Below are 26,534 nucleotides of genomic sequence, written 5' to 3' on the forward strand. Positions count from 1 at the left end.
GTAGCCTGCTGCTTGCGCCTGCTTTATTCGTTATCCAGCCCCTTGCGCCGATACGGAAAGACGTCGATAACCTTTCCGGCCCGGATCGCCTCCTGCAAGCCCTTCCAGTAATCGGCGTTGTACAACTCGCCATGCAACTGATCGAACAGTTTGCGCTGCGCCGCATCGGCAAACAGGAACGGCGGAAACTCTTCAGGGAACACATCCAGCGGACCGATCGAGTACCACGGTTCGGAGGCCATTTCGTCCTCTGGCGTGCGGGGTGCCGGGATATGACGGAAGTTGGCTTCGGTAAGAAAGCAGATTTCGTCATAGTCGTAGAACACCACCCGACCATGACGGGTGACGCCAAAGTTCTTCAGCAGCATGTCGCCGGGGAAGATGTTGGCCGCCGCCAGTTGCTTGATCGCCAGACCGTAATCCTCCAGCGCTTCGCGTACTTGGGCTTCGTTGGCGTTGTCCAGATAGAGGTTCAGCGGGGTCATCCGGCGTTCGGTCCAGCAGTGGCGGATCAGCACGGTTTCGCCTTCTAGCGACACCGTGGACGACGCGACTTCCAGCAATTCCGCCAGACACGCCGGATCGAATTTGCTCAGCGGAAAACGGAAGTCGGCGAACTCCTGGGTATCGGCCATGCGCCCGACGCGGTCGACGCTTTTCACCAGTCGGTACTTCTCGATCACCGTGGCGCGGTCGACGTTTTTCGACGGCGAGAAACGGTCCTTGATGATCTTGAACACGGTGTTGAAGCCCGGCAACGTGAACACGCTCATGACCATACCGCGCACGCCCGGCGCCATGATGAATTGGTCATCGGTGTTGGCCAGGTGGTTGATCAGCGCGCGGTAGAACTCCGATTTACCGTGCTTGTAGAAACCGATCGAGGTGTACAGCTCGGCGATGTGCTTGCCCGGCAGGATGCGTTTGAGGAAGCCGATGAACTCCGCCGGCACCGGCACATCCACCATGAAATACGAACGGGTGAACGAGAAGATGATCGATACATCGGCTTCGTCGGTGATCAACGCGTCGATCTGTATCCCCCGCCCTTCGCGGTGCAACAGCGGAATCACCAGCGGCCACTGATCGTCGTTGGTGTAGATGCGTCCGACCAGATAGGCACCCTTGTTGCGGTACAGCACCGAGGAAAACAACTCGACGCTCAGTTCCGGGTCCTTGCACACCCAGTCCGGCAGGTTCTCGCGCAGTTGCGCTTCCAGGCGCTGCAAGTCGCGGGGCAAGTCGGCATACGCCTCGCTGAAACGGTAATCGGCAAAGATGCTCGCGAGCATGCCCGACAACTGCCCTTGTGGCTTGTAGGTGCGGGTCTGTGCCGCCCGGGCGCGACGCAAACTTGGCCGGGTGGTGTGGATGAACATGCAGCCGTCGCTGATCAGGTCGTGGCTGAACAGGCCGCAGAAAATCGAGTTGTACCAGGTCTCGGAGAGTTCATCGTCGAAGCGCAGGTCGATGATGCTGATGTAGGCGCTTTTCACCAGCGGCCAGCAACTGACCTCCATCAGCGTGTCCGGCTCGAAATACTCGCGCAGGCGCGCGATGGTTTCGTTGACCTTGTCTTCGTAGAGGTTGATCCGCGCCGCCGACGCGGTTTGCGTCTCCTGCCACCGCGCCTGCTCGAAGCGTTCCCGGGCGCCGTCGGTGATCCGCCGGAAATGCTCGCGGTAATCGTCAAAGCCATCGAGGATCATGCGGGCGATGTCGGTGGCTGGCCATTGCTGCGGCATAGATGAGACCTCTGCGGGAATTGAAGAATCTGCGCTCGAAGGCCTGAGCTTAGCCACGGAAGCGGGGGCAGGAGAAGTGCAATTTCTGCCAAATCCTCGACCGGGTTGTACAGCGACACAGTTTTTATCAAAGTTTTTTGAATCGACCGTTCGGTCAGTAAACATCCCGAACGGCACTTCCCCCTGCACGGCGCCAGCCCGCGTTTTCTCTGGGTTTCGGATCCAACTTATCAACGACATCTCTAGTCCGCGCCTTTGCACGAGGTGTTCACGCCTGTCCATTCCTCGCGGCGTCGATCAAAAACGGCCCTTACCAAGATACTGGCACTTTGATATACAGCCCGCCATCACCCGCCTCACAACAAGATCCTCGGCCCACGAGGACGACCTCTCCCCCAATGCCCAAGGAGCACATTGATGTCTATCCGGAATCTGCGCATAGGTTTGCGCGCCAGTTTGAGTTTTGCCGTTCTGGCCAGCCTGCTGGTGGTGGTTGGCCTGTTCGGCCTGGGACAGATGAAAACCCTGCGCGAGAGCGCGGCGGTGATTGAAGAATCGTGGATGCCCAGCATCGAAAGCATCCATGACGCGGCAGCGAACATCGCCAGCATCCGCCTCGAATCCCTGCGCCTGATCACCAGCACCCAGGCGGCCATTCGCGAACGAAGCAAAGGCATTCTCACCGCGCAACGCCAGGAATTGCTCAAACGCCTCGACGACCATAAAGCCCTGATCGCCAACGATCAGGAACGGGCGATGCTGGAAGGTCTGGGCGCCGACACGGCCAAGTACCTGAGCATCCTCGACCAGATCCTCAAGCAGATCGACGCCGGACAGAACGATCAGGCCTACGCGCGCCTGACCAATGAACTGGCGCCCCAGGGCACGGTGCTCGACAAGACGCTGGAGCAAATGATCAGCCTCAATCAGCAAGGCGCAGATGCCGCCGCCAGGTCTGCGGCGGCGATGTACCAGCAGGCGCTGTGGATCGTCGCCACAATCATCGTCATCGCCCTGATCGCCACGTTATTGCTGGCCTGGTTGCTGACCCGCAGCATCACCGCGCCGATCAATCAGGCGCTGAACGTGGCGCGGCGCATTGCCTCGGGAGACCTCAGTGGTCGCATCGACAGCGAGGGCCGGGACGAAGCCGCGCAGTTGCTCAACGCTCTGGCTGAAATGCAGGGCAATCTGCGCTCGACCATTCGCGGCATCAGCGAGTCAGCCCAGCAACTGGCCTCCGCCGCCGAGGAAATGAGTTCGGTGATGGAACAAAGCACCCGCGGCCTGCAACAGCAGAACGACCAGATCGAACAAGCCGCCACCGCGGTTACCGAGATGAGCACGGCGGTGGATGAAGTCGCGGCCAATGCGGTGTCCAGTGCCGAAGCGTCCGAAGCCTCGAACGAAGACAGCAAGCACGGGCACGTGCAGGTCAGCGAGACCATCAACTCGATTCAGGAACTGGTCAGCGCGGTGCTCGGCGCCTCCGAACAGGCTGAGGGTCTTGCGACCCAGGCCCAGGACATCAGCAAGGTGCTGGAGGTCATTCGCGGCATCGCCGGGCAGACCAACCTGCTGGCACTCAACGCCGCCATCGAAGCGGCGCGGGCCGGAGAGGCAGGACGTGGATTTGCAGTCGTCGCCGACGAAGTCCGTTCGCTGGCGCAACGCACGCAAAATTCCACCGAAGAAATCGAGCTGATGATCAGCAGCATCCAGCAAGGCACCGGCGCCACCGTCGGCGCGTTGCAAAGCAGCGCCGAACAGGCCAGCCAGACCCTGCGCCGAGCCAACAGCGCGGGCCATGCACTGGAGAAAATCACCGCGTCGATTTCGCAGATCAACCAGCGCAACCTGGTGATCGCCAGCGCCGCCGAACAACAGGCGCTGGTGGCCCGGGAAGTCGACGAAAACCTGGTGACCATCCGCGACCTGTCGACCCAGACCGCCGCCGGTGCGACCCAAACGTCTGCCGCCAGTCAGGAACTGTCGCGCCTGGCCGTCGACCTGAACGGCCTGGTGACGCGCTTCGTGCTCTGACGGGAAAATTAAATGCCCGTTTAGCGGTTGCCATCGTCAGGGCGCTCGGCAACACTCTCGTCCCCATCAAGGAAGGAGTTGCCCGTGAGCCCTGTCGATATTTTCCGCATGTTGTCGCTGGCCGCGATCTGGGGTGCGAGCTTCCTGTTCATGCGCATCATCGCCCCCACGATCGGCACCGTTCCTACCGGATTTTTCCGGGTCTCGATCGCGGCGGTCGGTTTGCTGGTGATCCTCGGCCTGATGCGCATCAGCTGGGACTTCAAAGGCAAACTCAAGACCGTGATGCTGCTGGGTGTGATCAACTCCGGCGTTCCGGCCACCCTGTATTCCGTCGCCGCCCAGGTGCTGCCGGCCGGGTACTCCGCAATCTTCAATGCCACCACACCGCTGATGGGCGTGTTGATCGGCGGGCTGTTCTTCAGCGAAAGACTCACAGTGGCCAAACTGGCCGGGGTTTTCCTTGGCCTGCTTGGTGTGGGCGTGCTGACCCGCGCCGGCCCGGTCGCGTTCGACCTGCCGCTGTTGATGGGCGCTGTTGCCTGCCTGCTCGCAACGACCTGCTACGGCTTCGCCGGGTTCCTCGCTCGACGCTGGCTGGATCAGGCCGGCGGGCTCGACAGCCGTCTTTCGGCGCTGGGCAGCATGCTCGGTGCGACGTTGTTTCTGCTGCCATTGTTCGGCTACAGCGTCATCACTCAGCCGCCGGTGAGCTGGGGTGGCTGGAATGTCTGGCTGTCACTGCTGGGCCTGGGTCTGGGCTGCACCGCATTTGCCTACATCATCTACTTCCGCCTGCTGAGCTCCATCGGGCCGGTGAAATCGATGACGGTGACCTTCATGATCCCGCCGTTTGGCGTGCTGTGGGGCGCGTTGTTTCTCGATGAACCGCTGTCGATGGCCCACGTGTATGGCGGGGTATTGATCGCGATTGCGCTGTGGCTGGTGTTGAAGCCGGCGGCGGTGAAACCGGTAGAAGTCGCGACTCGCTGATCGGCAGATGTAAAAAGGCCCGGGAGTTTCCTCCCGGGCCTTTTTCATGCGCGTTTCTTATGCCGACTTACGGAAGACAAATACCAGACCGACGATGATCAACAGCATCCCTAACACGCTCAACGCCGCCAGGCGATTGCCGAAGATCAGATAATCCATCACCGCCGTCACCGCCGGTACCAGATAGAACAGACTGGTGACATTCACCAGATTGCCCCGGGCGATCAGGCGGTACAGCAGCAAGGTCGCCAGCACCGACACCACCAGTCCCATCCACAACACCGGCACGATGAAGCCGGCGCTGTGCTCGAAGTGAAAAGGCTGGAACGGCACGAAGATCCCGCACAACAACAGCCCCGCCAGATACTGCACCGGCAGCGTGCCGAGGGGATTGTCGGTGATGCGCTTCTGCATGATCGAGCCGAACGTCATGCTCGCCAGTGCCAGCAGACCGAACAGCATTCCCGCCAAAGACATCCCGGCCAGACCAATGCCCTGGTAGACCACCATGATCAGACCGGCCAGTCCCAGCGCCAGACCGAAAATGCGGCTCGCCGAGCGCTGACGCTCCATGATCACCACCGTGAGAATCGGTTGCACACCCATGATGGTGGCCATCACGCCGGGGGTGACCTTCAGGTCCAGTGCCAGCAGATAGAAGATCTGGTAAGCCCCCAACAGCACCACCCCGGTGGCCATCGCATACAGCATCGGCTTGCCACCCTTGGGCAGCTTCAACTTGAGCAACGGCACCAGCAGCACCAGCCCGCACAGGGCAATCACAAAACGGATCAGCAGAAAGGCAAAGAGCGAAGCGTGGGCCAGCCCCCACTTGGAGAAGATCGCCCCGCTGCTCCACAGCAGAACGAACAGGCTCGTGGACGCCGCCGCGAGCGCGGACTTTTTCGAAAGGACAAACATGAATACCACCTGTAGTCAGGCAAATAGCCAACTCAGCCGAAGCTGAAATTCAGTAGGTTTTTTCAGGCAGGCACAGGGGTCAGCAGAAAACGCTGATCAGCCCGAAACGCCAACGCCCGGCGGTGATACGACTGCGCACACCGGCGTGCTACTGACAGGTGGGGGGTAATGACTGATCTGCACAGGCTGCTGATTCCCGCACGGCACGACGCCAGCGTTGACCGCTGAATCGACTACCGCGTTGATGAGGGATGCAGGCATTGGGCTGATCTTTTTTGAAGGGTTGAAAGGTGAGCCGTAGAACTCACGAGCGCCGACTATAACCAGCCCGCGACATGGATTGCAATGAGTTGGGCAAAGGGCCGCTAGCGACGGATGGACCCGAGCTGAATAGGCTGATGAGCAACGGCTAGACCCACTGATGGGGAGACATGGAATGCTCGAAATCATATGCCAAGAGAACGGACGTATTTGCGGTATCAGTTGTATCGATCAGAGGCCAGAAAGCAGGCAGGTATCGCTACTCACAGAATGCAGTTTCATGAAGGAGCAGATTTTTCGAAGATCCGCTTCGAACCTATTGATGCCATAGCACTGAGCGCGTTCGAGCTTTGGGAGAGTCCGCATTTTTGCTGGCGAGAGATTGCCACATGGAAGTCACGAGAACCCTTGTCCCTGGATATCGCGATCTGGTTTGAAGAACAGCTGTGCGGACTGTGTTTCGTCAACCCGAATAAAAGCCGTCAGAGAATTCGAATCGTACGATTGGAGGGACAACCCGGAGCGTTTCACCCGCTTAAAAAGCGTATTGCGGTTTTGGCGATGATAGCCATTGATCAGTTTGCGCAGATAATCGGCAGTCAGTGGATTGAAGTCCAGGAGCCGCTACAAGAGGCAATGCCTGTTTATACAAAACTCGGCTTCAAATTTGATTTAGAAGGCCGCCTTGTCCTCGCAGTGGAGAGTAAAGTATCGTGAAAACTGTTCAAGTAATGATCAACGAGGGCGGGCTCATGCGCAAATCTGTGAAAAAATCCCCCACTAAGAAAAGATCAATCAAAACGGATGAAAAGCTTATCTCCTCTGAGCTCTCAACCAATCAGCAGCGCTTTCTTCAGCTACTGATTACGGGTATCGAAGACGAGCCCGACGTTCTCGCTGGACGGCGCTGACTCGCAGACAATAAAAAACCGCTCACAAGGAGCGGTTTTTTTACGCGTCTGCATTCAGCCTCAACCAAACAGCCAATACCCCAGCAACGTCAACACCACCACCGCCAGCACCGGCCGCATTACGCGGTAGGCCTTTGGATTGCGGCGTTTCCACTGTTTGACCACACCGCTGAACCGGTCGCTGAAGTTCTTGGTCCAGGCATAAGCCTGGTTGATCCCGCCGACGCGTTCGTCGTCGAGGTTCTGCGGTGCGGTGGCGCGACCCAGCCAGGCGCTGATGAAGCGGTTGATGCGGGTCATCAGGCGGTTGCTCAGCGGACGCTCGATGTCGCAGAACAGGATGACGCGGGTCTTTTCGGTTTCGTTCTTGACCCAGTGCACGTAGGTCTCGTCGAACATCACATCCTCACCGTCGCGCCAGGCGTAGACCTGACCGTCGACGAAGATCCGGCAATCGTCGGAGTTGGGCGTCGACAGACCGAGGTGATAGCGCAGGGAACCGGCGAACGGATCGCGGTGCGGGTTCAAATGGCTGCCGCCCGGCAACAGCGCGAACATCGCGCCCTTGACGTTGGGGATGGCACTGACCAGCGCCACGGTCTTCGGGCACAGGGTTTCGGCCGATGGCAGCGGTTTGTCGTACCACTTGAGGTAGAAACGCTTCCAGCCCTTCTTGAAGAATGAGCCGAAACCGGCGTCGTTGTTCTTCTCGGCGGCGCGGATGTAGCCCTCGTCGAACAGGTGCATCGCTTCGTCGCGGATGGTTTCCCAGTTGTCGCGCAGCACGTCCAGTTCCGGAAACTTGCTGCGATCCAGATAGGGCTTGGACGGCACGCCGGAGAACAGGTACATCAACGCGTTGTACGGAGCGAACAGCGCCGAATGGTTGACGAACTGACGCAGCACCGGCAAACGCGCCTTGCCGCGCAAATGCACGTAGAGGATGCTGCCCACAAACAGCAGCAACACCGACACCTTGGCGGCTAACGAAAAGGTCATCAACAACTCCTTGAAAAAAGACAACGCCACGCAATGTCATTTACCCGACATGGCGGCCGGCCATGATAAACACTACCGGCTCCGGGAAAAACCCGCCCGACCCAAGATTCAGTGTTAAGAATTGCGCAACAAAGCATTAATTAACATAACGGTCCTGAACCCTGGCTGACCTGAATCAACGGGACGCTTACTGCTGGTTTTCCTGATCGGTGAACAGATCGCTGAACAGCATGCTCGACAGATAACGCTCACCGGAGTCCGGCAGCACCACCACAATGGTCTTGCCCTGCATTTCCGGGGTTTCCGCCAGGCGCACTGCAACGGCCATCGCGGCACCGCAGGAAATGCCGCACAAGATCCCTTCCTCCTGCATCAGGCGCAAGGCCATCGTCTTGGACTCTTCATCAGTCACGCGCTCGACCCGGTCGACCATCGACAGATCCAGGTTCTTTGGTACGAAACCGGCGCCAATGCCCTGAATCTTGTGCGGGCTCGGCTTGATCTCTTCGCCGGCCAGCGCCTGAGTGATCACGGGCGAAGACACCGGCTCCACCGCCACCGAGATAATCGGTTTGCCCGCCGTATTCTTGATATACCGCGACACACCGGTGATGGTTCCGCCGGTGCCGACGCCCGCCACCAGTACATCGATCGCACCGTCGGTGTCGTTCCAGATTTCCGGACCGGTGGTTTTTTCGTGGATGGCCGGGTTGGCCGGGTTGTCGAACTGGGACGGCATGAAGTATTTGCCCGCGTCGCTGGCGACGATCTCGTTGGCCTTTTCGATTGCGCCTTTCATGCCTTTGGCGGGCTCGGTCAATACCAGCTCGGCACCCAGCGCCTTGAGCACCTTGCGCCGCTCGATGCTCATCGAGGCCGGCATGGTCAGCATCAATTTGTAACCGCGAGCGGCCGCCACAAAGGCCAGGCCGATGCCGGTGTTGCCCGAGGTCGGCTCGACGATGGTCATGCCCGGCTTGAGTTTGCCGCTGCTTTCGGCGTCCCAGATCATGTTCGCGCCGATCCGGCACTTCACCGAATAGCCCGGGTTGCGACCTTCGATCTTGGCCAGGATGGTCACGCCACGGGGCGCAATGCGGTTGATCTGCACCAGCGGCGTATTGCCGATGGAATGGGCGTTGTCAGCAAAAATGCGGCTCATGGCTGGGTCCTTATGCAGCGTTGAATTCAGCTCTCCAAGGTAAGCCTGTTGCTCCTGCCAGTCCAGTCGGGTCGAACGTCTGCTACAGGCGGCAGTCCATCGCTTAACACCGTTCGGGAATTGCCGCCATGAAGCGTCGCTACCGCTGGCCGTTGTGGATCCTCGCCACTATCGTTGTGCTACTGATCGCCCTGCACATCGCCCTGCCCTTTCTCGTGCGCGACTATCTGAATGACAAGCTGGCCAACATGGGCGACTACCGTGGGCAGGTCACCGATGTGGACCTGGCCCTGTGGCGCGGTGCGTACAAGATCAACGGACTGAAGATCGTCAAGGTCGACGGCAAGGTGCCGGTGCCGTTCGTCAACGCACCGTTGATCGACCTGTCTGTGAGCTGGCATTCGCTGTGGTACGACCACGCGGTAGTAGCGCAGGTGAAGTTCTTCAGACCCGAAGTCAATTTCGTCGATGGCGGTGCCAACAAACAGAACTCCCAGACCGGTAAAGGCACTGACTGGCGCGCGCAGTTGGGCAAGCTGCTACCGATCACCCTCGACGAAGTGCAGATCAATGATGGCCGCATCAGCTTCCGCAACTTCAACTCGAAACCGCCCGTGAACATGAACGCTACGAACGTCGAAGCGAGCATTTACAACCTGACCAACGTCGTCGACACCCAGGGCAAGCGTGATGCCCGCTTCGAAGGCAAGGCCCTGCTGCTGGGCCAGGCGCCACTGGAAACCTCCGCCACCTTCGACCCGCTGAGCAATTTCGAGGATTTCGAATTTCGCCTGCGCGCCCGTGACCTCGAACTCAAGCGCATGAACGACTTCGCCTCGGCCTATGGCAAGTTCGACTTCAGCGCCGGCCACGGCGACGTGGTCATCGAGGCCCAGGCCAAAAAAGCCCAGCTGACGGGCTACATCAAGCCGTTGCTGCGGGATGTCGAAGTGTTCAACTGGCAACAGGACGTGGAAAACAAGAACAAAAGCATTTTCAGATCAGTCTGGGAGGCGCTGGTTGGTGGTACTGAAACCGTGCTGAAGAATCAGGCCAAAAACCAGTTCGCAACCAAGGTCGAACTCAGCGGCAGCGTCCATCAGCAAGATATCAGCGCGTTCGAAGCGTTTTTGCAGATTTTGCGCAATGGATTCATCCAGGCATTCAATGCCCGGTATGAGCGTCCGAAGCCGGATGCGGGTTGAGTCAACATGTGACGCCCCATTCAGAGACTGAATAAGCCGTCTGCGTTCACAGTCGACCGGGCCGCGCGTTATAGTCGGGCATCCGATTATTTCGCCCCCGCCCTGCCCGTTCAGGTCGGCGTTACCGTTCGAGGATTAGCAGATGAAGTTCGAAGGCACCCAGGCCTACGTCGCCACCGATGACCTGAAGCTGGCGGTCAACGCCGCCATCACCCTGGAGCGGCCGCTGCTGGTCAAGGGCGAGCCGGGCACCGGCAAGACCATGCTCGCCGAGCAACTGGCCGAATCGTTCGGCGCCAAGCTGATCACCTGGCACATCAAGTCCACCACCAAGGCCCATCAGGGCCTGTACGAGTACGATGCGGTCAGCCGTCTGCGCGACTCGCAACTGGGCAATGAAAAAGTCCACGACGTGCGCAACTACCTGAAGAAGGGCAAGCTCTGGGAGGCGTTCGAGTCTGAAGAACGCGTGATTCTGCTGATCGACGAAATCGACAAGGCTGACATCGAGTTCCCCAACGATCTGTTGCAAGAACTCGACAAGATGGAGTTCTACGTTTACGAGATCGACGAGACCATCAAGGCCAAGAAGCGTCCGATCATCATCATTACCTCCAACAACGAGAAAGAGCTGCCGGACGCCTTCCTGCGCCGCTGCTTCTTCCACTACATCGCGTTCCCGGACCGCACCACCCTGCAGAAAATCGTCGACGTTCACTACCCGGACATCAAGAAGGACCTGGTCAGCGAAGCGCTGGACGTGTTCTTCGACGTGCGCAAGGTGCCGGGCCTGAAGAAGAAGCCGTCGACCTCGGAACTGGTGGACTGGCTGAAACTGCTGATGGCCGACAACATCGGCGAAGCGGTGCTGCGCGAACGCGATCCGACCAAAGCCATCCCGCCGCTGGCCGGTGCGCTGGTGAAGAACGAACAGGACGTGCAACTGCTTGAACGCCTGGCGTTCATGAGCCGTCGCGGCACCCGCTAAGAGGCTGACGCCATGTTGCTCAACCTGTTCAACGAAATGCGTGCAGCCAAGGTGCCGGTGTCGGTGCGCGAGCTGCTCGACCTGATCAACGCGCTGAAACAGCGCGTGACGTTCGCCGACATGGACGAGTTTTACTACTTGTCCCGAGCGATTCTGGTGAAGGACGAACGGCATTTCGACAAGTTCGACCGTGCGTTCGGCGCCTACTTCAACGGCCTGGAAAAACTCGACGACCACTTGCAGGCGCTGATTCCCGAAGACTGGCTGCGCAAGGAGTTCGAGCGTTCGCTGACCGACGAGGAACGCGCACAGATCCAATCCCTCGGCGGCCTGGACAAGCTGATCGAAGAATTCAAGAAACGCCTGGAAGAACAGAAAGAACGCCACGCCGGCGGCAACAAATGGATCGGCACCGGCGGCACCAGCCCGTTCGGCTCCGGCGGTTTCAACCCGGAAGGCATCCGGGTCGGCGATGCCGGCAAGCGCCAGGGCAAAGCGGTGAAAGTCTGGGATCAGCGCGAGTACAAGAATCTCGACGACTCGGTGGAACTGGGCACCCGCAACATCAAGGTCGCCCTGCGCCGCCTGCGTAAATTCGCTCGTCAGGGCGCGGCGGAAGAGCTGGATATCGACGGCACCATCGAGCACACCGCCAAGGACGCCGGCCTGCTGAACATCCAGATGCGCCCGGAGCGGCGCAACACGGTGAAACTGTTGCTGCTGTTCGACATCGGCGGTTCGATGGATGCCCACGTGAAGATCTGCGAGGAACTGTTCTCGGCCTGCAAGACCGAGTTCAAGCATCTGGAGTACTTCTACTTCCACAACTTCATTTATGAATCGGTGTGGAAGAACAACATGCGCCGCACCTCCGAGCGCACCTCGACCCAGGATCTGCTGCACAAGTACGGCGCCGACTACAAAGTGATCTTCATCGGTGACGCTGCAATGGCGCCCTATGAAATCACCCAGGCCGGCGGCAGCGTCGAACACTGGAACGAAGAGCCGGGTTACGTGTGGATGCAGCGCTTCATGGAAAAGTACAAGAAGCTCATCTGGATCAACCCATACCCGAAAGATACGTGGGGCTACACCTCATCGACCAATATCGTGCGGGATCTGATCGAGGATCAGATGTATCCGCTGACGTTGCGCGGGCTGGAAGAAGGGATGCGGTTTCTGTCCAAGTAAGCGGATCGTTCCCATGCTCTGCGTGGGAATGCATCAAGTGACGCAGAGCGTCCCGGGCGGCATTCCCACGCGGAGCGTGGGAACGATCAAGTAAAGCGCTGTAGATATTCGATATGTTCCCGGTGTGCAACTTCTTGTACCACCGGGCGCAACCTGACCTTCGCCCCCGGCAGACACTGCGCCAGGCGTGCCAGCGCCAACGGCGTCAACGCTCCCAATCGCGGATACCCGCCAATGGTCTGCCGATCATTGAGCAACACGATCGGCTGCCCGTCCGGCGGCACCTGCACCGCGCCCAGCGGAATGCCCTCGGAAATCATTGGCTGGCCCTGATACTGCAACGCCGCCCCCAATAGACGAATGCCCATGCGGTCGGCACGGCTGTCCAGCGTCCAGGCGCTGTTGAATGCATCGAACAGGCTCTGTCCGCCGAACTGGCCGATTTGCGCGCCGAGCACCAGATCGAGCGGTGCGTCGAGGCGCAGATCCGGCCGATGCTGTGCCGAAACCTCACGCACCAACAGGGTTTCGCCCTGATAACTCAGCGAAGCACCCTTGGCCAGCGGCAAGCCAAAACTATCGAGGCCGCCGAGCTCTTCGCGCACCACCGTGGCACTGCTGCCCAACACTTTCGGCGCAGTGAAACCACCGGGCGCCGCCAGATAGGCCCGAGCCCCCAACAACGGTTGGGTGAACTTCAAGGTCTGCCCTTTGCGCAATTTGAAACTGCGCCACGGTGCCAACGTTTCACCGTCAATCTGCGCGCCAAGATCGGCGCCAGCCAACGCCATTAGACAGTCGTCCTCAGCCACAACCGTAAACCCACCGAGGGTGATTTCGATCACCGGCAAATCCAGGCCATTACCCAGCAGCCAGTTGGCCCAGGCCATCGACCGCCAGTCCGCCGCGCCGCCCTGGGTCACGCCCAGATGCCGCACGCCGAATCGTCCGGCGTCCTGCAACAGACACAGCGGTGTGCTCGCTTCAATTGTCAGTCGGCTCATGCCAATGCCTCCAGAGGCGTGTCGTCACCGCCAAGACGGATGAATTCGGCGTGGCTCACTGCTTCGAAACGCACGGTATCGCCGGGCTGCATCAGGCTGTAGCCCTCGCGTTCACGGTCGAACAGTTTTGCCGGCGTGCGACCGATCAGGTTCCAGCCGCCGGGAGACACCACCGGATACGCGGCAGTTTGCCGTTCGGCGATGCCGACGCTGCCGGCGGCGACTTTCTTGCGAGGTGTGTTCAGACGCGGGGCCGCCAGGACTTCGTCCACCAGCCCCATGAAGGCAAACCCCGGTGCAAAACCCAGGGCGAACACCTGATATTCACGCGCACTGTGACGGCGGATCACTTCTTCCACCGACAAACCACTGCGCTGCGACAGCAGGCTCAGTTCCGGGCCGACACTCAAGTCGTACCACACCGGCAGCACGTGACACTGGCCGCCGGTGTGCGCATTCGGCGACAGGTCGATCAAGGCTTCGGCAATCAAATCCCGAGCCTGACTCGGATTCAATTCGGTCAGATCGTAATGCACCATCAATGTGGTGTACGACGGCACCAGATCAATCAAATGCTCGCCGAACACCGCGCGCAACCGCTCGCTGGCGGCGAGCATCCACGGCATGTTGGCTTCGGCGATTTCATCGAACAGGCGCAGCATCAGGCAATCCAGTGCCACCACTTCCACCCGCGGATTCATGGCGCGCTCTGCTCGTTCAAGGCCTGACGAATGCGTTGCACGGCCGCAACCGAACTGGCGTTGTCGCCGTGTACGCACAAGGTGTTGGCTTGCAGGTGCAGCGCGCTGCCGTCGCTGGCGGTGAGATTGTCGCCCCGGGCGATGGTCAGTGCTTGCCCGATGATGGTTTCGGCGTCGTGATGCACCGCCCCCGGCAGTTGCCGCGACACCAGTCGGCCAGCGCTGTCGTAGGCGCGGTCGGCGAAGGCTTCGAACCACAGGGTCACGCCGTATTCGTCACCGATCTGTTGCGCCGCCGTGTTGTCGCGGGTTGCCATCAGCATCAGCGGCAAGCTGCGGTCGTAAGCTGCGACTGCCTGGATCACCGCCCGCAACTGCGCCGGGTTGGCCATCATGTCGTTGTACATTGCGCCGTGGGGTTTGACGTAACTGACTTTTCCACCCTGGGCACGGCAAATGCCGTCGAGGGCGCCGATCTGGTAATGCAGGATGTCTTGCAGTTCCTGGGCGGTGTACGCCATGGAGCGCCGACCGAAACCCACCAGATCCTGATAGGCCGGATGCGCGCCGATCTGCACGCCATGACTCAAGGCCAGGCTGACGGTCTTGCGCATGATGCTCGGGTCGCCGGCGTGGAAACCGCAGGCAATGTTGGCGCAATCGATGAAGGGCATGACCTCCGCGTCCAGACCCATGGTCCAGTTGCCGAAGCTCTCGCCGATGTCACAGTTCAATAGCAGGCGGCTCACGGTGAACACTCCTGTAGCTGTTATCTTTTTATGCTGTAGGACAGTTGTCGCAGGTTATCAGTTACTGCGCGTCCAGTTGCTTGCCACGGGTTTCCGGCAGGCTCAATGCCGCAAGAATCACCACGCCGTAGGACACTGCCGCAAAGGCACCGATGCCTACACTCAGCGGCACCTTCTGGCTGAGCAGCCCGATCAGCAGCGGGAACAATGCCGCCAGCGCCCGGCCGATGTTGTAGCAAAAGCCCTGCCCCGAACCGCGAATCCGCGTAGGGAACAGCTCGGTGAGAAACGCGCCCATGCCGCTGAAAATCCCCGAGGCAAAGAAGCCCAGCGGGAAACCCAGCCACAGCATCACGCCGTTGCTGACCGGCAATTGGGTGTAGAGCAGAACGATGGTGAACGAGCCGACCGCGAACAGGATGAAGTTCTTCTTGCGCCCCAGCAGGTCGGTCAAATAGGCGCTGATCACATAACCGACGTAGGAACCGACGATCACCATCGCCAGATAACCGCCGGTGCCGAGTACGCTCAAGCCGCGTTCGTTCTTCAGAAAAGTCGGCAGCCAGGAGGTGATCGCGTAATAGCCGCCGAGGGCACCAGTAGTCAGCAACGAAGCACGGATCGTGGTGAAGAGCATGCCGGGGGCGAAGATCTCGTAGAACTTCGACGGGCTTTCCGGAGTTTGCCTGGCCTTGGCTTCGCGGTAGATCTCCGGATCTTTCACCAGTCGGCGGACGAAAATCACGAACACCGCCGGCACGATGCCGAGGATGAACAATGCGCGCCAGGCATCTTCCGGCGGCAGCACCGAGAACAGCAGCGCATACAGAATGGCCGTCAGGCCCCAACCCAACGCCCAGCCGGATTGCACCATGCCCACCGCCTTGCCGCGATCCTTGGCCCGGATCACTTCACCGATCAGCACTGCGCCGGCGGTCCATTCGCCGCCGAAACCGAAGCCCATCAGGGTGCGGGCGATCAGCAATTGCTCGTAGTTCTGGGCGAAGCCGCAGAGGAAGGTGAAGAAGGCGAACCACAACACCGTCAGTTGCAGGGTGCGCACGCGGCCGATGCGGTCGGAGAGAATCCCCGCCACCCAGCCGCCGATGGCCGAGGCGATCAGAGTACTGGTGTGAATCAACCCGGCCTGACCGGTGGTGATGCCCCACATCGCGATCAGGGTCGGCACCACGAAGCTGAGCATCTGGGTGTCCATGCCGTCCAGACCGTAGCCGATCTTGCAACTCCAGAAGGTGCGACGCTCCTGCTGATTGATGTTGCGATACCAGTCGAACGGTCCGGGACGGGCCGTGGCCTTTGACAAAGGGAGGGTGTCGGGAGCACTCATGGCAAATCTCCGCAATTATTATTGGTCTTGTTCGTAGCCCCGACGACGCCTATCGTGGGACCGGATGCGTCGATTTTTGGGTGCGTCACCCGGTCGCGTCCAACGAATAAAAACCCGCCCAAGACATAAGAAAAATTTGTTGCCATGAACCTGAAGTTTCTCGAGACCTTTGTCTGGGTCGCCCGGCTGAAGAGTTTTCGCCTGACCGCTGACAAGCTGTTCACCACCCAGGCTTCGATCTCCAGCCGGATCGCGGTGCTCGAGGGCGAGCTTGGGGTGAAGCTGTTTCTGCGCGACTCACGCGGTGTCAGCCTGACCCCCGAAGGCCTGAAAGTGCTGGAATACGCCGAGCAGATGCTCGACACGATGCAGGCGCTGAAGCAGTCGATCGAAACCCGATCGAGCAAGGTCGGCCGAGTACGCATCGGGGTGATGGACACGGTGATTCACACCTGGCTCAGCCCGCTGGTGGCGCAGATGACCGATCTGTATCCACGGGTGGAAATCGAGCTGGTGGCGGATACGTCGCTGAACCTCTGCGATCAGCTGCAAAAAGGCTTTCTCGATCTGATCCTGCAAACCGATCTGGTACGCCATGAAAGCGTGCGCAGCCTGGAACTGGCCAGTCACCCCATCGGCTGGATCGTCGCCAGCAATTCGATCTACAACCGTGACTACGCAAACCTCGCCGACCTGGCGCAGGAACGGATCATCACCTACTCGAAAAACTCCCGGCCACATCAGGACATTCTGGCGCTGATGCAGGCCCAGGGCGTGCTGGCGCCACGGTTGAACTGTGTGAATTCGGTGTCGGCGATCACCCGGTTGTTGCGTGACGGTTTTGGTATTGGCGCGCTGCCACCGGTACTGGTGGCCGAGGAACTGGCGCGGGGCGAACTGACCTTGCTCGACATCGAACAGCGCCCGCCGAACCTGCAGGTCGTGGTGTCGTGGCGGGTCGGTGTGGAATGGGTCGAGGAGATTGTGACGCTGTGTCAGCAAGTGCTGGAGGGGTACGCGCAAAAAATGGGCGAGAACTACGTCGTCCTCGCCCCTTGATCAGTTACAGCCCGCGCACATCCCGGTCTTCGATCGGCCGGCTCTGGCGCAGGCGCTTGCCGCCCAGCACCACCCAGTCGATCAGACGGAACAGGCATTCGAGGCCGAACGACAGCAACAACGCGCCACTCATGCCCCAGATCATCGCTTCCGGCGTCAGCAGAATCTGATAGCTGTAGCCGTTCCAGGTCTCCTTGCGGATGTCCGGATCAGCGGCCAGCGCCACTTGCAGCACACGGATGTACCACGGGCCCTGCATGGCCTGGAACTGCTTATCCAGTGCGGTCTGACGCGCGAGCAAAGTGCTCAGGCTGTCGGCATCGCTGCGAAACACAGGGTCTTCACTGGCGCGATAATGAGCGACCAGGGCCTGAATATCACCTTTGAAAAACTGCTCGGCAGTGCCCTGGAAGCCGCGCAGACCGGTCTGCGCCTCGATCAGATGCGCTTCGACCCGTTTGGCGTAATCGTTGATGAATCCCGGCACCTGGACACCGATCAACAGGCCCGCCGCAAACAACACCAGCCGTAGATAACTGAGCAACATCGGGGAGAGATCCTTTATTCGGTCGTGCCCTGGCTTACGCATTCGCCGCGTCGCCACAGGCTCCATTGGCCCGGTTCGTAGCGGGTCCAGGTTTCATTTTCGGTCAAGGGTTCGGTGGCAATCACCGTGACCACGTCGTTGGGCGTGGTTTCGGCCTGGAAGTCGACAATCACATCGACGTCCTTGAGCCGCGCCGGGCCGAACGGTGCGCGACGGGTGATCTGCGCAAGTTTGGTCGAGCAATAGCAGAACAGCCAGTCGCCGTCGCTGAGCAGGCAGTTGAACACGCCTTTGCTGCGGTATTCGGCGCAAGCGGCGACCAGATCCGGCAGCAGCACTTCTATATCGACCGGTTCCGGAAACGCTGCACGTACACGGTTGAGCAAATCGCAGAACGACGCTTCGCTGTCGGTATCGCCGACCGGGCGGTAGAAACTCTTGATCGGGGTGAAATCGGCGAGCTGGCCATTGTGTGCGAAGCACCAGTTGCGCCCCCACAGTTCGCGGACGAACGGGTGGGTGTTGGACAGGCAGACCTTGCCGACGTTGGCCTGGCGGATATGGCCGATGACCACTTCGCTCTTGATCGGATAACGCTGCACCAGATTGGCGACTTCCGACTCGCAGCTGGCCGCCGGGTCCTGGAACAGCCGCAACCCGCGACCTTCATAGAACGCGATGCCCCAGCCGTCGCGGTGCGGGCCGGTGCGACCGCCGCGCTGCATCAGCCCGGTGAAGCTGAACACGATGTCGGTCGGCACGTTGGCGCTCATGCCCAATAGTTCACACATGTGCGGACTCTCGTGATTACAGACGCGGCTCGACGCGCATGCGCTGCGGATTGTTCGGCAGCGGTGGACGGCCATAACGATCATCGCCGGCGGCGCCGAACGGTTGATCGCCGTCGCGTTCGTCGTCGGCACGGGCGGCAGCGCGGGCGGCAGCGCGGGCGGCCTCGGCCTGTTCCTTGCGAGCCTTCGAAGCGCGTTCGATCGGGAAGCGGATCAGTACGAAAATCAGGTACAGGCCGAACGCGATCATGGCGTACATGAGCAATTCGGAAATCGCACGAAAGGCGTTGTTGCCCACCTTGAACGCCAGATCCAGCGCCGTGATGGCGATGGACGGGGCGAATTTTTCCTTCACCGGGTCGATGATGGTCGGGCTGAACAGCAGCACCGCCATCAGCACACGCAGCGGCTCGCGCAGCCAGCGCCACATCCAGCGGGTCATGCGCATCCACACCAACAGGCAGCCCACGGCGGCAAAGGCATAAAGGCCCCAGGCGATCAGATAGTCGTTCTCGGTCATGGTGTCCATGGCAAGGCAGGCAAAGAGGCGCTTATAGTAACGACTTTTCGCACATCAGGCTTCCCCGCCGTCCGTGCGGTCCTCATTTGTCATGTTCGAGAGCCCTCCATGCCCGTATCCGCCAACGTCACCAGCGCCCCGATTGCCCGCAAGGATGCCGGTCACGACCCGTATGCCTGGCTGCAGGAACGCGACACCGACGCGGTGCTCGACTACCTCAAGGCCGAAAACGACTACCAGCAGGCGCAGACCGCCGATCAGACCGGACTGCGCGAAACCCTGTTCGAAGAGATCAAGGGCCGGATTCTCGAAACCGACCTGTCCCTGCCGTCGCCATGGGGCCCGTATCTGTATTACACGCGCACCACTGCGGGTGACGAATACCCCCGCCACTACCGCTGCCCGCGTCCGGCCGACGACAGCCTGACCCTCGACGAAAGCCGCGAACAGCTGCTGCTCGATCCGAACGCCCTGGCCAATGGCGGCTTTTTCTCCCTCGGCGCGTTCAGCATCAGCCCGGATCACCAGCGTCTGGCCTACAGCGTCGATGCCTCGGGCGACGAGATTTACACGCTGTTCGTGAAGGAACTGTCCAGCGAGCGTGTCAGCGAACTGGAATTCCAGGACTGCGACGGCAGCATGACCTGGGCCAACGACAGCCTGACGCTGTTCTTCGGCGAGCTCGACGACACCCATCGTCCGCACAAGCTGTTCCGCTACCGCCTCGACGGCACTGCCGCCGAAGAGGTGTTCCATGAGCCGGACGGGCGTTTCTTCCTGCATTGCTATCGCGCCAGCTCCGAACAGCAATTGCTGCTGTCGCTGGGCAGCAAGACCACCAGTGAAGTCTGGGCACTGGATGCCAATCAGCCGCACCAGCCGTTCACCTGCCTGGCACCACGGGTAGAAGATCACGAATACGACGTCGACCACGGCAAGCTCGACGGCGAATGGACCTGGTTCATCCGCACCAACCGCGACGGCATCAACTTCGCCCTGTATCAGGCGCCGGACACCGGCATCGCGCCGAGCGAAGCCGACTGGCAGAACCTGATTCCCCACAGCGATTCGGTGATGCTCGATGGCGTGACCCTCAACGCCGAAGCTCTGACCCTGAGCCTGCGCGAAGGCGGTCTGCCGATCATCGAAGTTCGCCCACACGGTCTGGCGCCTTATCGCGTGCAATTGCCGGACGCGGCCTACAGCCTCTATGTGCAAAACAGCCTGGAATTCGAAAGCGACCGTATCCGCCTGCGCTACGAGGCGTTGAATCGTCCGGCTCAGGTTCGGCAACTGATCCTCGCCAGCGGCGCGCAGGAAGTGCTCAAGGAAACCCCGGTACTCGGCCCGTTCGACGCCGACGCCTACGTCAGCCAGCGCCTGTGGGCCAGCGCACCGGACGGCACGCTGGTGCCGATCAGCCTGGTGATGAAGCGAGAAATGGTCGGCAAACCGGTGCCGCTGTACCTGTACGGTTACGGCGCCTACGGTTCGAGCCTCGACCCTTGGTTCTCCCATGCACGCCTGAGTCTGCTGGATCGTGGCATGGCGTTCGCCATCGCCCACGTGCGCGGCGGCGGTGAACTGGGCGAAGCCTGGTATCGCGCCGGCAAGCAGGAGCACAAGCAAAACACCTTCAGCGACTTCATTGCCTGCGCCGAGTTCCTGATCCTCAACGGCATCACCACCGCGCAGCAACTGGCAATCAGCGGCGGCAGCGCCGGCGGTTTGCTGATCGGTGCGGTGCTTAACCAGCGCCCGGATCTGTTCGGTGTGGCGATTGCCGAAGTGCCGTTCGTCGATGTGCTCAACACCATGCTCGATCCGGATCTGCCACTGACCGTCACCGAATACGACGAGTGGGGCAACCCCGAAGAGCCTGACGTCTACGAGCGAATCAAGGCCTACGCGCCGTACGAAAACGTTACCGCGCAGGCTTATCCCGCAACCCTGGTGATCGCCGGCTACAACGACAGCCGCGTGCAGTACTGGGAAGCGGCCAAGTGGGTGGCGAAATTGCGCGCGACCAAGACCGACGACAACCCGTTGCTGCTCAAGACCGAACTGGGCGCCGGCCACGGCGGCATGAGTGGTCGTTATCAGGGATTACGTGACGTAGCCCTCGAATATGCATTTGTTTTCAAGGTTCTGGGCATCGCCTGAGGAACTCCGCCGGTCAGTCAGGTCTTAATTCCCGACGCCGGGCGCCGATAATCAACTCGGCGCCCGCTCGCGAGCCTGCAAACCGACACAACAAAAAGACCGCACGACATGTCAGAACCAACCCTGCTGAACAACGAAATCCGCGACTGGCTGATGGACTGCGGCCTGTTCGATCAATTGCAACTGGCGGATTTCGCCGCCGCTTCGGGCTACTTCAGCATCAGCACCGTGGCCGAGGGCGAAGCGATCTTTCGCGAAGGCGACGCCGGCAGTTTCATGTGCATCATCCACACCGGCCAGGTGGCCGTGCAGAAAACCGGCAGCGACGGCCAGGTCGTGACCATGGCCACCCTGCGCAGTGGCCGGGCGTTCGGCGAAATGGCGGTGCTGGATGGCGAACGCCGCTCAGCGACTTGCGTGGCGGCGAGCAACTGTCAGTTGCTCAACCTCGGCAAGGATTCACTGGAAAAAATGCTCAACGACGCGCCGAAAATCGCCGCCAAGATCATCCGCGCCCTCGCCGTCTCCCTGTCCAAACGCCTGCGCATGGCCGACGGCCAACTGGCGGCGCAACAGATCTAGCCGCCGGGGGATTTGCTCTTGCCGTCGTTCTGTTCGAGGCCCGGCAATGGCTGATCCTTGGACGGCGGGCTGGGCATCTCGATCGGCACCAGCGGTGGCCCGCCACTGCCGGAACCAGTCTTGGGAATCGGTACCGGGCTGATCTGCGGATACGGGGTTGGCGTCGCGGTGCCGGGCGAACCCGGTTGCGGCGTCGGGCTGACGGGAATCGTCTGTTGGGCCTGCACTGCAGTTATCGAGAGCGCGGCCAGGGTAATGACCGTTAGAATGGTGCGCTTCATCAAGGGCTCCGTTGGCCTGAAGTCTGCGTTCAGGCTACTCCCAACGCGCCTGCTTGCCTCCCCCTCTTTAGAGATTTCCATGAAACGTTTCGTTCTGCTCGACACCACGCCGATCCCTGACAACGGCGGAGCCCTGTGCCTGTTCGAGTATGGCGAGGACTTTGTCATCAAGATCCAAGGCGGCGACGGCGGGCAATTGATGAACACCCGCATGCACGGTTCCGAAGACGCACTGGCCGAGATCCCGTGCCGCAAGGTTGCCGGCCGACCGAACTCGCGCGTGCTGATCGGCGGCCTGGGCATGGGCTTCACCCTCGCTTCCGCGCTCAAGCATCTGGGCAAAAGTGCCGAAGTGGTGGTCGCCGAACTGGTGCCCGGTGTCGTTGAATGGAACCGTGGCCCGCTCGGTGAAAAGTCCGGGCGCCCGCTGCTCGACCCACGCACCGTGATCCGTCAGGAAGACGTGGCCAAGGTGCTGCAAAGCGAGCCGAACGGTTTCGACGCAATCATGCTCGACGTCGACAACGGTCCCGAAGGCCTGACCCAGAAGGCCAACAGCTGGCTGTATTCCGCCGCTGGTCTTGCCGCTTGCGCCAAGGCGATGCGGCCCAAAGGCGTGCTGGCGGTGTGGTCGGCCAGCGCCGACCGGCAGTTTTCCGACAAATTGAAGAAGGCCGGTTTCAAGGCCGAGGAAGTGCAGGTCTTCGCCCACGGCAACAAGGGCACCCGCCACACGATCTGGATTGCCGAGAAGCTCAAGGGCTGAGCTAAACTTGCGTCATAACCGTCATTTAGTCTTTCTACAAAGGTGAACCCATGAGTTCGTCCACCCCGACCAACACTTCGAAGCTGGATCGCATCCTCGCCGACAACCAGCGCGACAAGGAAATGGGCTACCGTGACAAGGCCCTGAAGATGTACCCGCATGTGTGCGGCCGCTGCGCCCGTGAGTTTTCCGGCAAGCGCCTGAGCGAGCTGACCGTGCATCACCGCGACCACAACCACGACAACAACCCGCAGGACGGTTCCAACTGGGAACTACTGTGCCTGTACTGCCACGACAACGAACACTCGCGCTACACCGACCAGCAGTACTTCGGCGAAGGCTCGCTGAGCACGCCGAAAATCGCCAAGGCCACGCACAACCCGTTTGCGGCGCTGGCCGGGTTGATGAAGAAAGAAGACTGAGTCCACCACTCTGATCGTTCCCACGTCGAGGCGTCGAACCGTCCGCGTGGGAACGCCTCTTCGGACGCTCCGCGTTCGGCTTTGAAGGGGACGCGGAGCGTCCCGGGCTGCATTCCCACGCGGAGCGTGGGAACGATCTGTCCTGAATCTGCCCGCCCTCCCCCAATCCCCGTATAATCGCCCTCTTTTTCCCGAAGGCACCCCGCTCGTGGCAGACAAACGGTACAGCTGCATTGGTTTGTATAACCCCAAATCACCGGAAAACGTCGGTTCGGTGATGCGCGCCGCAGGCTGTTACGGCGTGTCGACCGTGTTCTACACCGGCAAGCGCTATGAACGCGCCGCCGATTTCGTCACCGACACCAAGCGCGTGCACTACGACATCCCGCTGATCGGCATCGACGACCTGAAAAAGATCCTGCCGCTCAATTGCGTACCGGTCGCCGTGGAACTGGTCGACGGCGCCCGCCCGCTGCCGGAATACACGCACCCGGATCGCGCCCTGTACATCTTCGGCCCCGAAGACGGCTCGCTGGATCAAGAGATCCGCGACTGGTGCGAAGACGTCGTGTACATCCCGACCACCGGTTGCATGAACCTCGCCGCCACGGTCAACGTCGTGCTTTACGACCGCATGGCCAAAGGCTTGAACACCCGTTCCGGGCCGAAATTCCGCTGAAACGCCGCACATCCGATGGAACGAGCTGACCGCCCACGCAGTCAGCTTGTTTATCCATTACTCATTCCTGGAGAAAGATCATGACCGAGCTCAAACGCGTCGAGCGTATCGAATCCACCCCGTTCCAGACCCGCTCCGAGCAGAACGTCGAAGGCTGGGAGCGCATCGGCTCGCTGGCCGGCGGCGTGATCATGGTCGGCAAGGGCCTGCGCCGTGGCGGCGTGTTCGGTTTGATTCAGGTGGCGATTGGCGGCGTGGCCATGGCCCGTGGCATCACCGGGCACAGTTCGGTGAAAAGCCTGCTGGAGAAAAGCCGTCAGGACATGAACAACGTGCGCACGAAGATCGAGCGGGCCGGTGAAGAGCTGAGCAAGCTGAAAGCCAATGCCGAAGTGGCGACCAGAACCGCCACCATGACCGGCAATGATTCGGTGAAATCGCCGAAGGCCGGGGTCTGATCGCTACTGAAGCAACCCGCTATCAAGCACCTTGGACGACTCGCCGATGACACTCTCGGCGAGTTGCACAAACGCCTTGGTATCCACCGTCCCCAGATGCATCGCCCCGCGCAGCACATCGTCCAGCGACCGTTTGTTGCGGGTCTTCAGACGGATTTCGCGATCCAGTTCCTGTAACAGCAGAACCGCTTTGGAGACCTGCGCCGAGCTGATCTGCTCACCACGCAGCGTGCTGACCTTTTGGCTGTCCTTAGCCAGTTTTACCTGCAATGCCTGATAACGCTCGTCGCTCATGCCGCCAGCACGACGCACCAGTTCGACGGCGTAATACTCGGCGAAACCTTCCTTGATCCAGTCACTGCGCTGCTCGTCGTTGATCCGCCCGAACACCTGCGCCAATTCCCGAACCAAAGGGCTGCTGCCGCTTTCGCTGACCAGCGGCAACCGGGTGTTGAGGTAGATCGACTCCCGCGCCGCCAAGCTGCCGCGCCACATCGGGTCGTTGGCACCGACGATCAGCAGTTTGGTCGGATGGCGGGGAAACACCGCTTGCACCTGCGGCCAGACAAACGTCAGCAATGTCAGCACGTCCATCCGGCGCATGCCCTGCCCCTGCGGCGAAGCCACCGTCACTTCGGTTTCCCCCAGCCGCGTGCGGCGGCTGCCGAGGTGCCCGGCGAGCATCCAGCCAGTGGGCCGGTCGAACAGACGGGACGGATTGTCGATGCGGAATTTGTTCTTGCCGATGCGCGGCCAGGCAGTTTCGACGCTTTTCCAGCCGTCGGGCAGATCGAAGTGCAGGCGCGAGACCAGTTCGATGCCGTCCTGCTGATCGAGCCTGGCTGGCGGCACCAGTTCATCGCCGCGCATCAACGCCCAGGTCGGGGTCATGCGCGTGTCGAAGCTGCCGTTCTTGCGGCCGTGGCTGATGCGTACGCGGTAGGTCAGGCTGGCCTTGTCCGCCGTCGGGCGCCATATGCCGCGCGCCTGCTGGCCCGGCGTCAATTGCCATTGGCCGTCGGCCTTGAAGTCGCTGTAGTGGCTGCCGTCGCCGAGGTCGAAATCCAGACTGCGCACGGCCTCGCCTTTGGCAAGGGTCAGGCGCACTTCCGCCTGATCGCTTTGCGGCAACAGACGCACGTGGTAATCCAGATCGACCTTCTTCGCCGCCCACACCGGCGCGCTCAGCATCAGCAGTCCGACGATCAGCGTCCGGCGCAATCCCACAGCCATACACACTCCTTGTTGAAACTTGAATCCTCGGCGGGGCTTATTCCTCAGAACTTAACTCCTCAGAACTTAGCCCCTCAGAACTTAGCCGGCCCGGAAAATCAGGTGATCTTCCCAATCGTCTTCCGGCACGCTGCCTTCGGCGAGCATGCGCCCGGACTGGGAAATCCGTTCGTGGTGCACGGCGTCGCGATCACCGCAGACCAGGTGGTGCCACAACGGAAGATCCTTGCCCTCGCTGACCAGCCGATAACCGCAGGTCGGCGGCAGCCATTTGAACTCTTCGGCCTGGCCCGGGGTGAGCTGGATGCAGTCCGGGACAAACTTGATGCGGTTCGGGTAATCGCTGCACTGGCAGGTTTTCAGGTCCAGCAGTTTGCAGGCGATGCGCGTGTAGTAGACGCTGTTGTCTTCTTCATCCTCGAGCTTCTGCAGGCAGCACAGGCCACATCCGTCGCACAGCGATTCCCATTCCTCGTGATCCAGTTGATCGAGGGTTTTGCGTATCCAGAACGGTTCGACTTTGGCGGCCATGGCTCAAGCATCTACATCAGGTGGTGAAAAGGCCGCCAGTCTAGTGCCCAAGGCCCCGTGGGCCAAGCGCTGGCGACTGCCGGTTGTGCGGGGCTTGTCAGTTTTTGCGCGGCCAAGTAGCTTTGCCAGTCTCAAGAAGCCCTGGCTGGGTGCCATTAACGCTCGACCGCGTTGCATTCCGGTGAACTGCACGGCTTCAGATACAGCCCCCATCGTTCAGCCCAACTGATCCCGCCGGGTTTTGCTTCAAACCTATCCTCAAACGTAGCAAGGAATCTCTC

Annotated in this window: 28 protein-coding genes; 14 read left to right on the forward strand and 14 right to left on the reverse strand. The window is 60.6% G+C overall.

Going from position 1 to position 26,534, the window contains the following annotated elements; all coding sequences use genetic code 11:
• Positions 1–23: 23 nt before the first annotated feature.
• The gene (aceK, locus tag AC07N4_RS07500) at positions 24–1,745 is read right to left on the reverse strand and encodes a bifunctional isocitrate dehydrogenase kinase/phosphatase (protein WP_493065460.1); all 1,722 of its coding nucleotides are present in this window, start codon (positions 1,743–1,745) and stop codon (positions 24–26) included.
• Between the two features lie 417 nt (positions 1,746–2,162).
• On the opposite strand from aceK, the gene AC07N4_RS07505 reads away from it, so the two are divergent.
• The gene (locus AC07N4_RS07505) at positions 2,163–3,788 is read left to right on the forward strand and encodes a methyl-accepting chemotaxis protein (protein WP_102620237.1); all 1,626 of its coding nucleotides are present in this window, start codon (positions 2,163–2,165) and stop codon (positions 3,786–3,788) included.
• An 84-nt stretch (positions 3,789–3,872) separates the two neighbouring features.
• The gene (locus tag AC07N4_RS07510) at positions 3,873–4,781 is read left to right on the forward strand and encodes a DMT family transporter (protein ID WP_096819367.1); all 909 of its coding nucleotides are present in this window, start codon (positions 3,873–3,875) and stop codon (positions 4,779–4,781) included.
• A gap of 57 nt (positions 4,782–4,838) precedes the next feature.
• On the opposite strand, the gene AC07N4_RS07515 is transcribed toward AC07N4_RS07510, so the two are convergent.
• Positions 4,839–5,702, reverse strand: coding sequence for a DMT family transporter (locus AC07N4_RS07515; RefSeq protein WP_493065459.1), 864 nt, complete (start codon positions 5,700–5,702; stop codon positions 4,839–4,841).
• 531 nt (positions 5,703–6,233) lie between these two features.
• On the opposite strand from AC07N4_RS07515, the gene AC07N4_RS07520 reads away from it, so the two are divergent.
• Both AC07N4_RS07520 and AC07N4_RS07525 read left to right on the forward strand, forming a co-directional pair.
• Positions 6,234–6,680 (forward strand): hypothetical protein, encoded by a 447-nt coding sequence (locus AC07N4_RS07520; protein WP_493065458.1) that lies wholly within the window; start codon positions 6,234–6,236, stop codon positions 6,678–6,680.
• Positions 6,677–6,874, forward strand: coding sequence for a hypothetical protein (locus AC07N4_RS07525; protein ID WP_493065457.1), 198 nt, complete (start codon positions 6,677–6,679; stop codon positions 6,872–6,874). The genes AC07N4_RS07520 and AC07N4_RS07525 overlap by 4 nt, the downstream gene beginning before the upstream one ends.
• 60 nt (positions 6,875–6,934) lie before the next feature.
• On the opposite strand, the gene AC07N4_RS07530 is transcribed toward AC07N4_RS07525, so the two are convergent.
• Both AC07N4_RS07530 and cysK read right to left on the reverse strand, forming a co-directional pair.
• Positions 6,935–7,873, reverse strand: a complete 939-nt coding sequence (locus AC07N4_RS07530) for an aspartyl/asparaginyl beta-hydroxylase domain-containing protein (protein WP_096819371.1) — start codon at positions 7,871–7,873, stop codon at positions 6,935–6,937.
• Positions 7,874–8,060: 187 nt separating this feature from the next.
• Positions 8,061–9,035, reverse strand: a complete 975-nt coding sequence (cysK, locus tag AC07N4_RS07535; RefSeq protein ID WP_493065456.1) for a cysteine synthase A — start codon at positions 9,033–9,035, stop codon at positions 8,061–8,063.
• Between the two features lie 128 nt (positions 9,036–9,163).
• On the opposite strand from cysK, the gene AC07N4_RS07540 reads away from it, so the two are divergent.
• The 3 genes from AC07N4_RS07540 to AC07N4_RS07550 all read left to right on the forward strand — a co-directional run bounded on the left by AC07N4_RS07540 (position 9,164) and on the right by AC07N4_RS07550 (position 12,419).
• On the forward strand, positions 9,164–10,240 hold the full coding sequence (locus tag AC07N4_RS07540) for a DUF748 domain-containing protein (protein ID WP_493065455.1): 1,077 nt from the start codon (positions 9,164–9,166) through the stop codon (positions 10,238–10,240).
• Positions 10,241–10,382: 142 nt separating this feature from the next.
• Entirely contained in the window at positions 10,383–11,228 is an 846-nt protein-coding gene (locus AC07N4_RS07545; protein WP_007911294.1) for an AAA family ATPase, read from the forward strand.
• 12 nt (positions 11,229–11,240) lie between these two features.
• A complete protein-coding gene (locus tag AC07N4_RS07550) occupies positions 11,241–12,419 on the forward strand; it encodes a vWA domain-containing protein (RefSeq protein WP_493065454.1) in 1,179 nt (392 codons plus the stop codon).
• A gap of 86 nt (positions 12,420–12,505) precedes the next feature.
• On the opposite strand, the gene AC07N4_RS07555 is transcribed toward AC07N4_RS07550, so the two are convergent.
• The 4 genes from AC07N4_RS07555 to AC07N4_RS07570 all read right to left on the reverse strand — a co-directional run bounded on the left by AC07N4_RS07555 (position 12,506) and on the right by AC07N4_RS07570 (position 16,221).
• A complete protein-coding gene (locus tag AC07N4_RS07555) occupies positions 12,506–13,423 on the reverse strand; it encodes a 5-oxoprolinase subunit C family protein (protein WP_493065453.1) in 918 nt (305 codons plus the stop codon).
• Positions 13,420–14,124, reverse strand: a complete 705-nt coding sequence (gene pxpB, locus AC07N4_RS07560; protein ID WP_493065452.1) for a 5-oxoprolinase subunit PxpB — start codon at positions 14,122–14,124, stop codon at positions 13,420–13,422. Before pxpB ends, AC07N4_RS07555 begins: the two co-directional genes overlap by 4 nt.
• A complete protein-coding gene (locus AC07N4_RS07565; protein ID WP_493065451.1) occupies positions 14,121–14,873 on the reverse strand; it encodes a 5-oxoprolinase subunit PxpA in 753 nt (250 codons plus the stop codon). The genes pxpB and AC07N4_RS07565 overlap by 4 nt, the downstream gene beginning before the upstream one ends.
• A 61-nt stretch (positions 14,874–14,934) precedes the next feature.
• On the reverse strand, positions 14,935–16,221 hold the full coding sequence (locus tag AC07N4_RS07570; protein ID WP_096819377.1) for an MFS transporter: 1,287 nt from the start codon (positions 16,219–16,221) through the stop codon (positions 14,935–14,937).
• A gap of 144 nt (positions 16,222–16,365) precedes the next feature.
• Here AC07N4_RS07570 and AC07N4_RS07575 point away from each other — a divergent pair, with 144 nt between their 5' ends.
• A complete protein-coding gene (locus AC07N4_RS07575; protein ID WP_493065450.1) occupies positions 16,366–17,280 on the forward strand; it encodes a LysR family transcriptional regulator in 915 nt (304 codons plus the stop codon).
• Positions 17,281–17,284: 4 nt separating this feature from the next.
• On the opposite strand, the gene AC07N4_RS07580 is transcribed toward AC07N4_RS07575, so the two are convergent.
• Genes AC07N4_RS07580 through AC07N4_RS07590 form a run of 3 tightly spaced genes read right to left on the reverse strand, consistent with a single transcriptional unit; the run spans position 17,285 to position 19,147 of the window.
• Positions 17,285–17,827, reverse strand: coding sequence for a DUF2937 family protein (locus tag AC07N4_RS07580; protein ID WP_102620227.1), 543 nt, complete (start codon positions 17,825–17,827; stop codon positions 17,285–17,287).
• Between the two features lie 14 nt (positions 17,828–17,841).
• Positions 17,842–18,618 carry a class II glutamine amidotransferase gene (locus AC07N4_RS07585; protein ID WP_493065449.1) on the reverse strand — a complete coding sequence of 259 codons (777 nt, stop codon included), beginning with the start codon at positions 18,616–18,618 and terminating at the stop codon, positions 17,842–17,844.
• A gap of 16 nt (positions 18,619–18,634) precedes the next feature.
• Positions 18,635–19,147: an MFS transporter gene (locus tag AC07N4_RS07590; RefSeq protein WP_493065448.1), complete on the reverse strand. Its 513-nt coding sequence runs from the start codon at positions 19,145–19,147 to the stop codon at positions 18,635–18,637.
• A 99-nt stretch (positions 19,148–19,246) separates the two neighbouring features.
• Here AC07N4_RS07590 and AC07N4_RS07595 point away from each other — a divergent pair, with 99 nt between their 5' ends.
• On the forward strand, positions 19,247–21,301 hold the full coding sequence (locus AC07N4_RS07595; RefSeq protein WP_493065447.1) for a S9 family peptidase: 2,055 nt from the start codon (positions 19,247–19,249) through the stop codon (positions 21,299–21,301).
• A 108-nt stretch (positions 21,302–21,409) separates the two neighbouring features.
• Complete coding sequence (locus AC07N4_RS07600) at positions 21,410–21,883, forward strand: cyclic nucleotide-binding domain-containing protein (RefSeq protein WP_096819382.1); 474 nt, start codon at positions 21,410–21,412, stop codon at positions 21,881–21,883.
• Here the strand turns inward: AC07N4_RS07600 and AC07N4_RS07605 are convergent.
• Entirely contained in the window at positions 21,880–22,164 is a 285-nt protein-coding gene (locus AC07N4_RS07605) for a hypothetical protein (RefSeq protein WP_096819383.1), read from the reverse strand. The two genes, AC07N4_RS07600 and AC07N4_RS07605, sit on opposite strands and share 4 nt — an antisense overlap.
• 79 nt (positions 22,165–22,243) lie before the next feature.
• Between AC07N4_RS07605 and AC07N4_RS07610 the strand changes: the two genes are divergently transcribed.
• The 4 genes from AC07N4_RS07610 to AC07N4_RS07625 all read left to right on the forward strand — a co-directional run bounded on the left by AC07N4_RS07610 (position 22,244) and on the right by AC07N4_RS07625 (position 24,489).
• The gene (locus tag AC07N4_RS07610) at positions 22,244–22,930 is read left to right on the forward strand and encodes a spermine/spermidine synthase domain-containing protein (RefSeq protein WP_011332930.1); all 687 of its coding nucleotides are present in this window, start codon (positions 22,244–22,246) and stop codon (positions 22,928–22,930) included.
• Positions 22,931–22,980: 50 nt separating this feature from the next.
• The gene (locus AC07N4_RS07615) at positions 22,981–23,352 is read left to right on the forward strand and encodes a YajD family HNH nuclease (RefSeq protein ID WP_007944009.1); all 372 of its coding nucleotides are present in this window, start codon (positions 22,981–22,983) and stop codon (positions 23,350–23,352) included.
• 208 nt (positions 23,353–23,560) lie between these two features.
• Positions 23,561–24,031: an RNA methyltransferase gene (locus AC07N4_RS07620; protein ID WP_007958066.1), complete on the forward strand. Its 471-nt coding sequence runs from the start codon at positions 23,561–23,563 to the stop codon at positions 24,029–24,031.
• Positions 24,032–24,111: 80 nt separating this feature from the next.
• Positions 24,112–24,489, forward strand: a complete 378-nt coding sequence (locus AC07N4_RS07625; protein WP_493065446.1) for a YgaP family membrane protein — start codon at positions 24,112–24,114, stop codon at positions 24,487–24,489.
• A 3-nt stretch (positions 24,490–24,492) separates the two neighbouring features.
• Here the strand turns inward: AC07N4_RS07625 and AC07N4_RS07630 are convergent, their stop codons facing one another.
• Together AC07N4_RS07630 and AC07N4_RS07635 are read right to left on the reverse strand one after the other, a co-directional pair.
• Positions 24,493–25,722 carry a hypothetical protein gene (locus tag AC07N4_RS07630; protein WP_493065445.1) on the reverse strand — a complete coding sequence of 410 codons (1,230 nt, stop codon included), beginning with the start codon at positions 25,720–25,722 and terminating at the stop codon, positions 24,493–24,495.
• Positions 25,723–25,803: 81 nt separating this feature from the next.
• The gene (locus AC07N4_RS07635) at positions 25,804–26,253 is read right to left on the reverse strand and encodes a YcgN family cysteine cluster protein (protein WP_025110643.1); all 450 of its coding nucleotides are present in this window, start codon (positions 26,251–26,253) and stop codon (positions 25,804–25,806) included.
• Positions 26,254–26,534: the final 281 nt, after the last annotated feature.

This window comes from Pseudomonas sp. GW821-FHT09E04, from assembly GCF_059416185.1.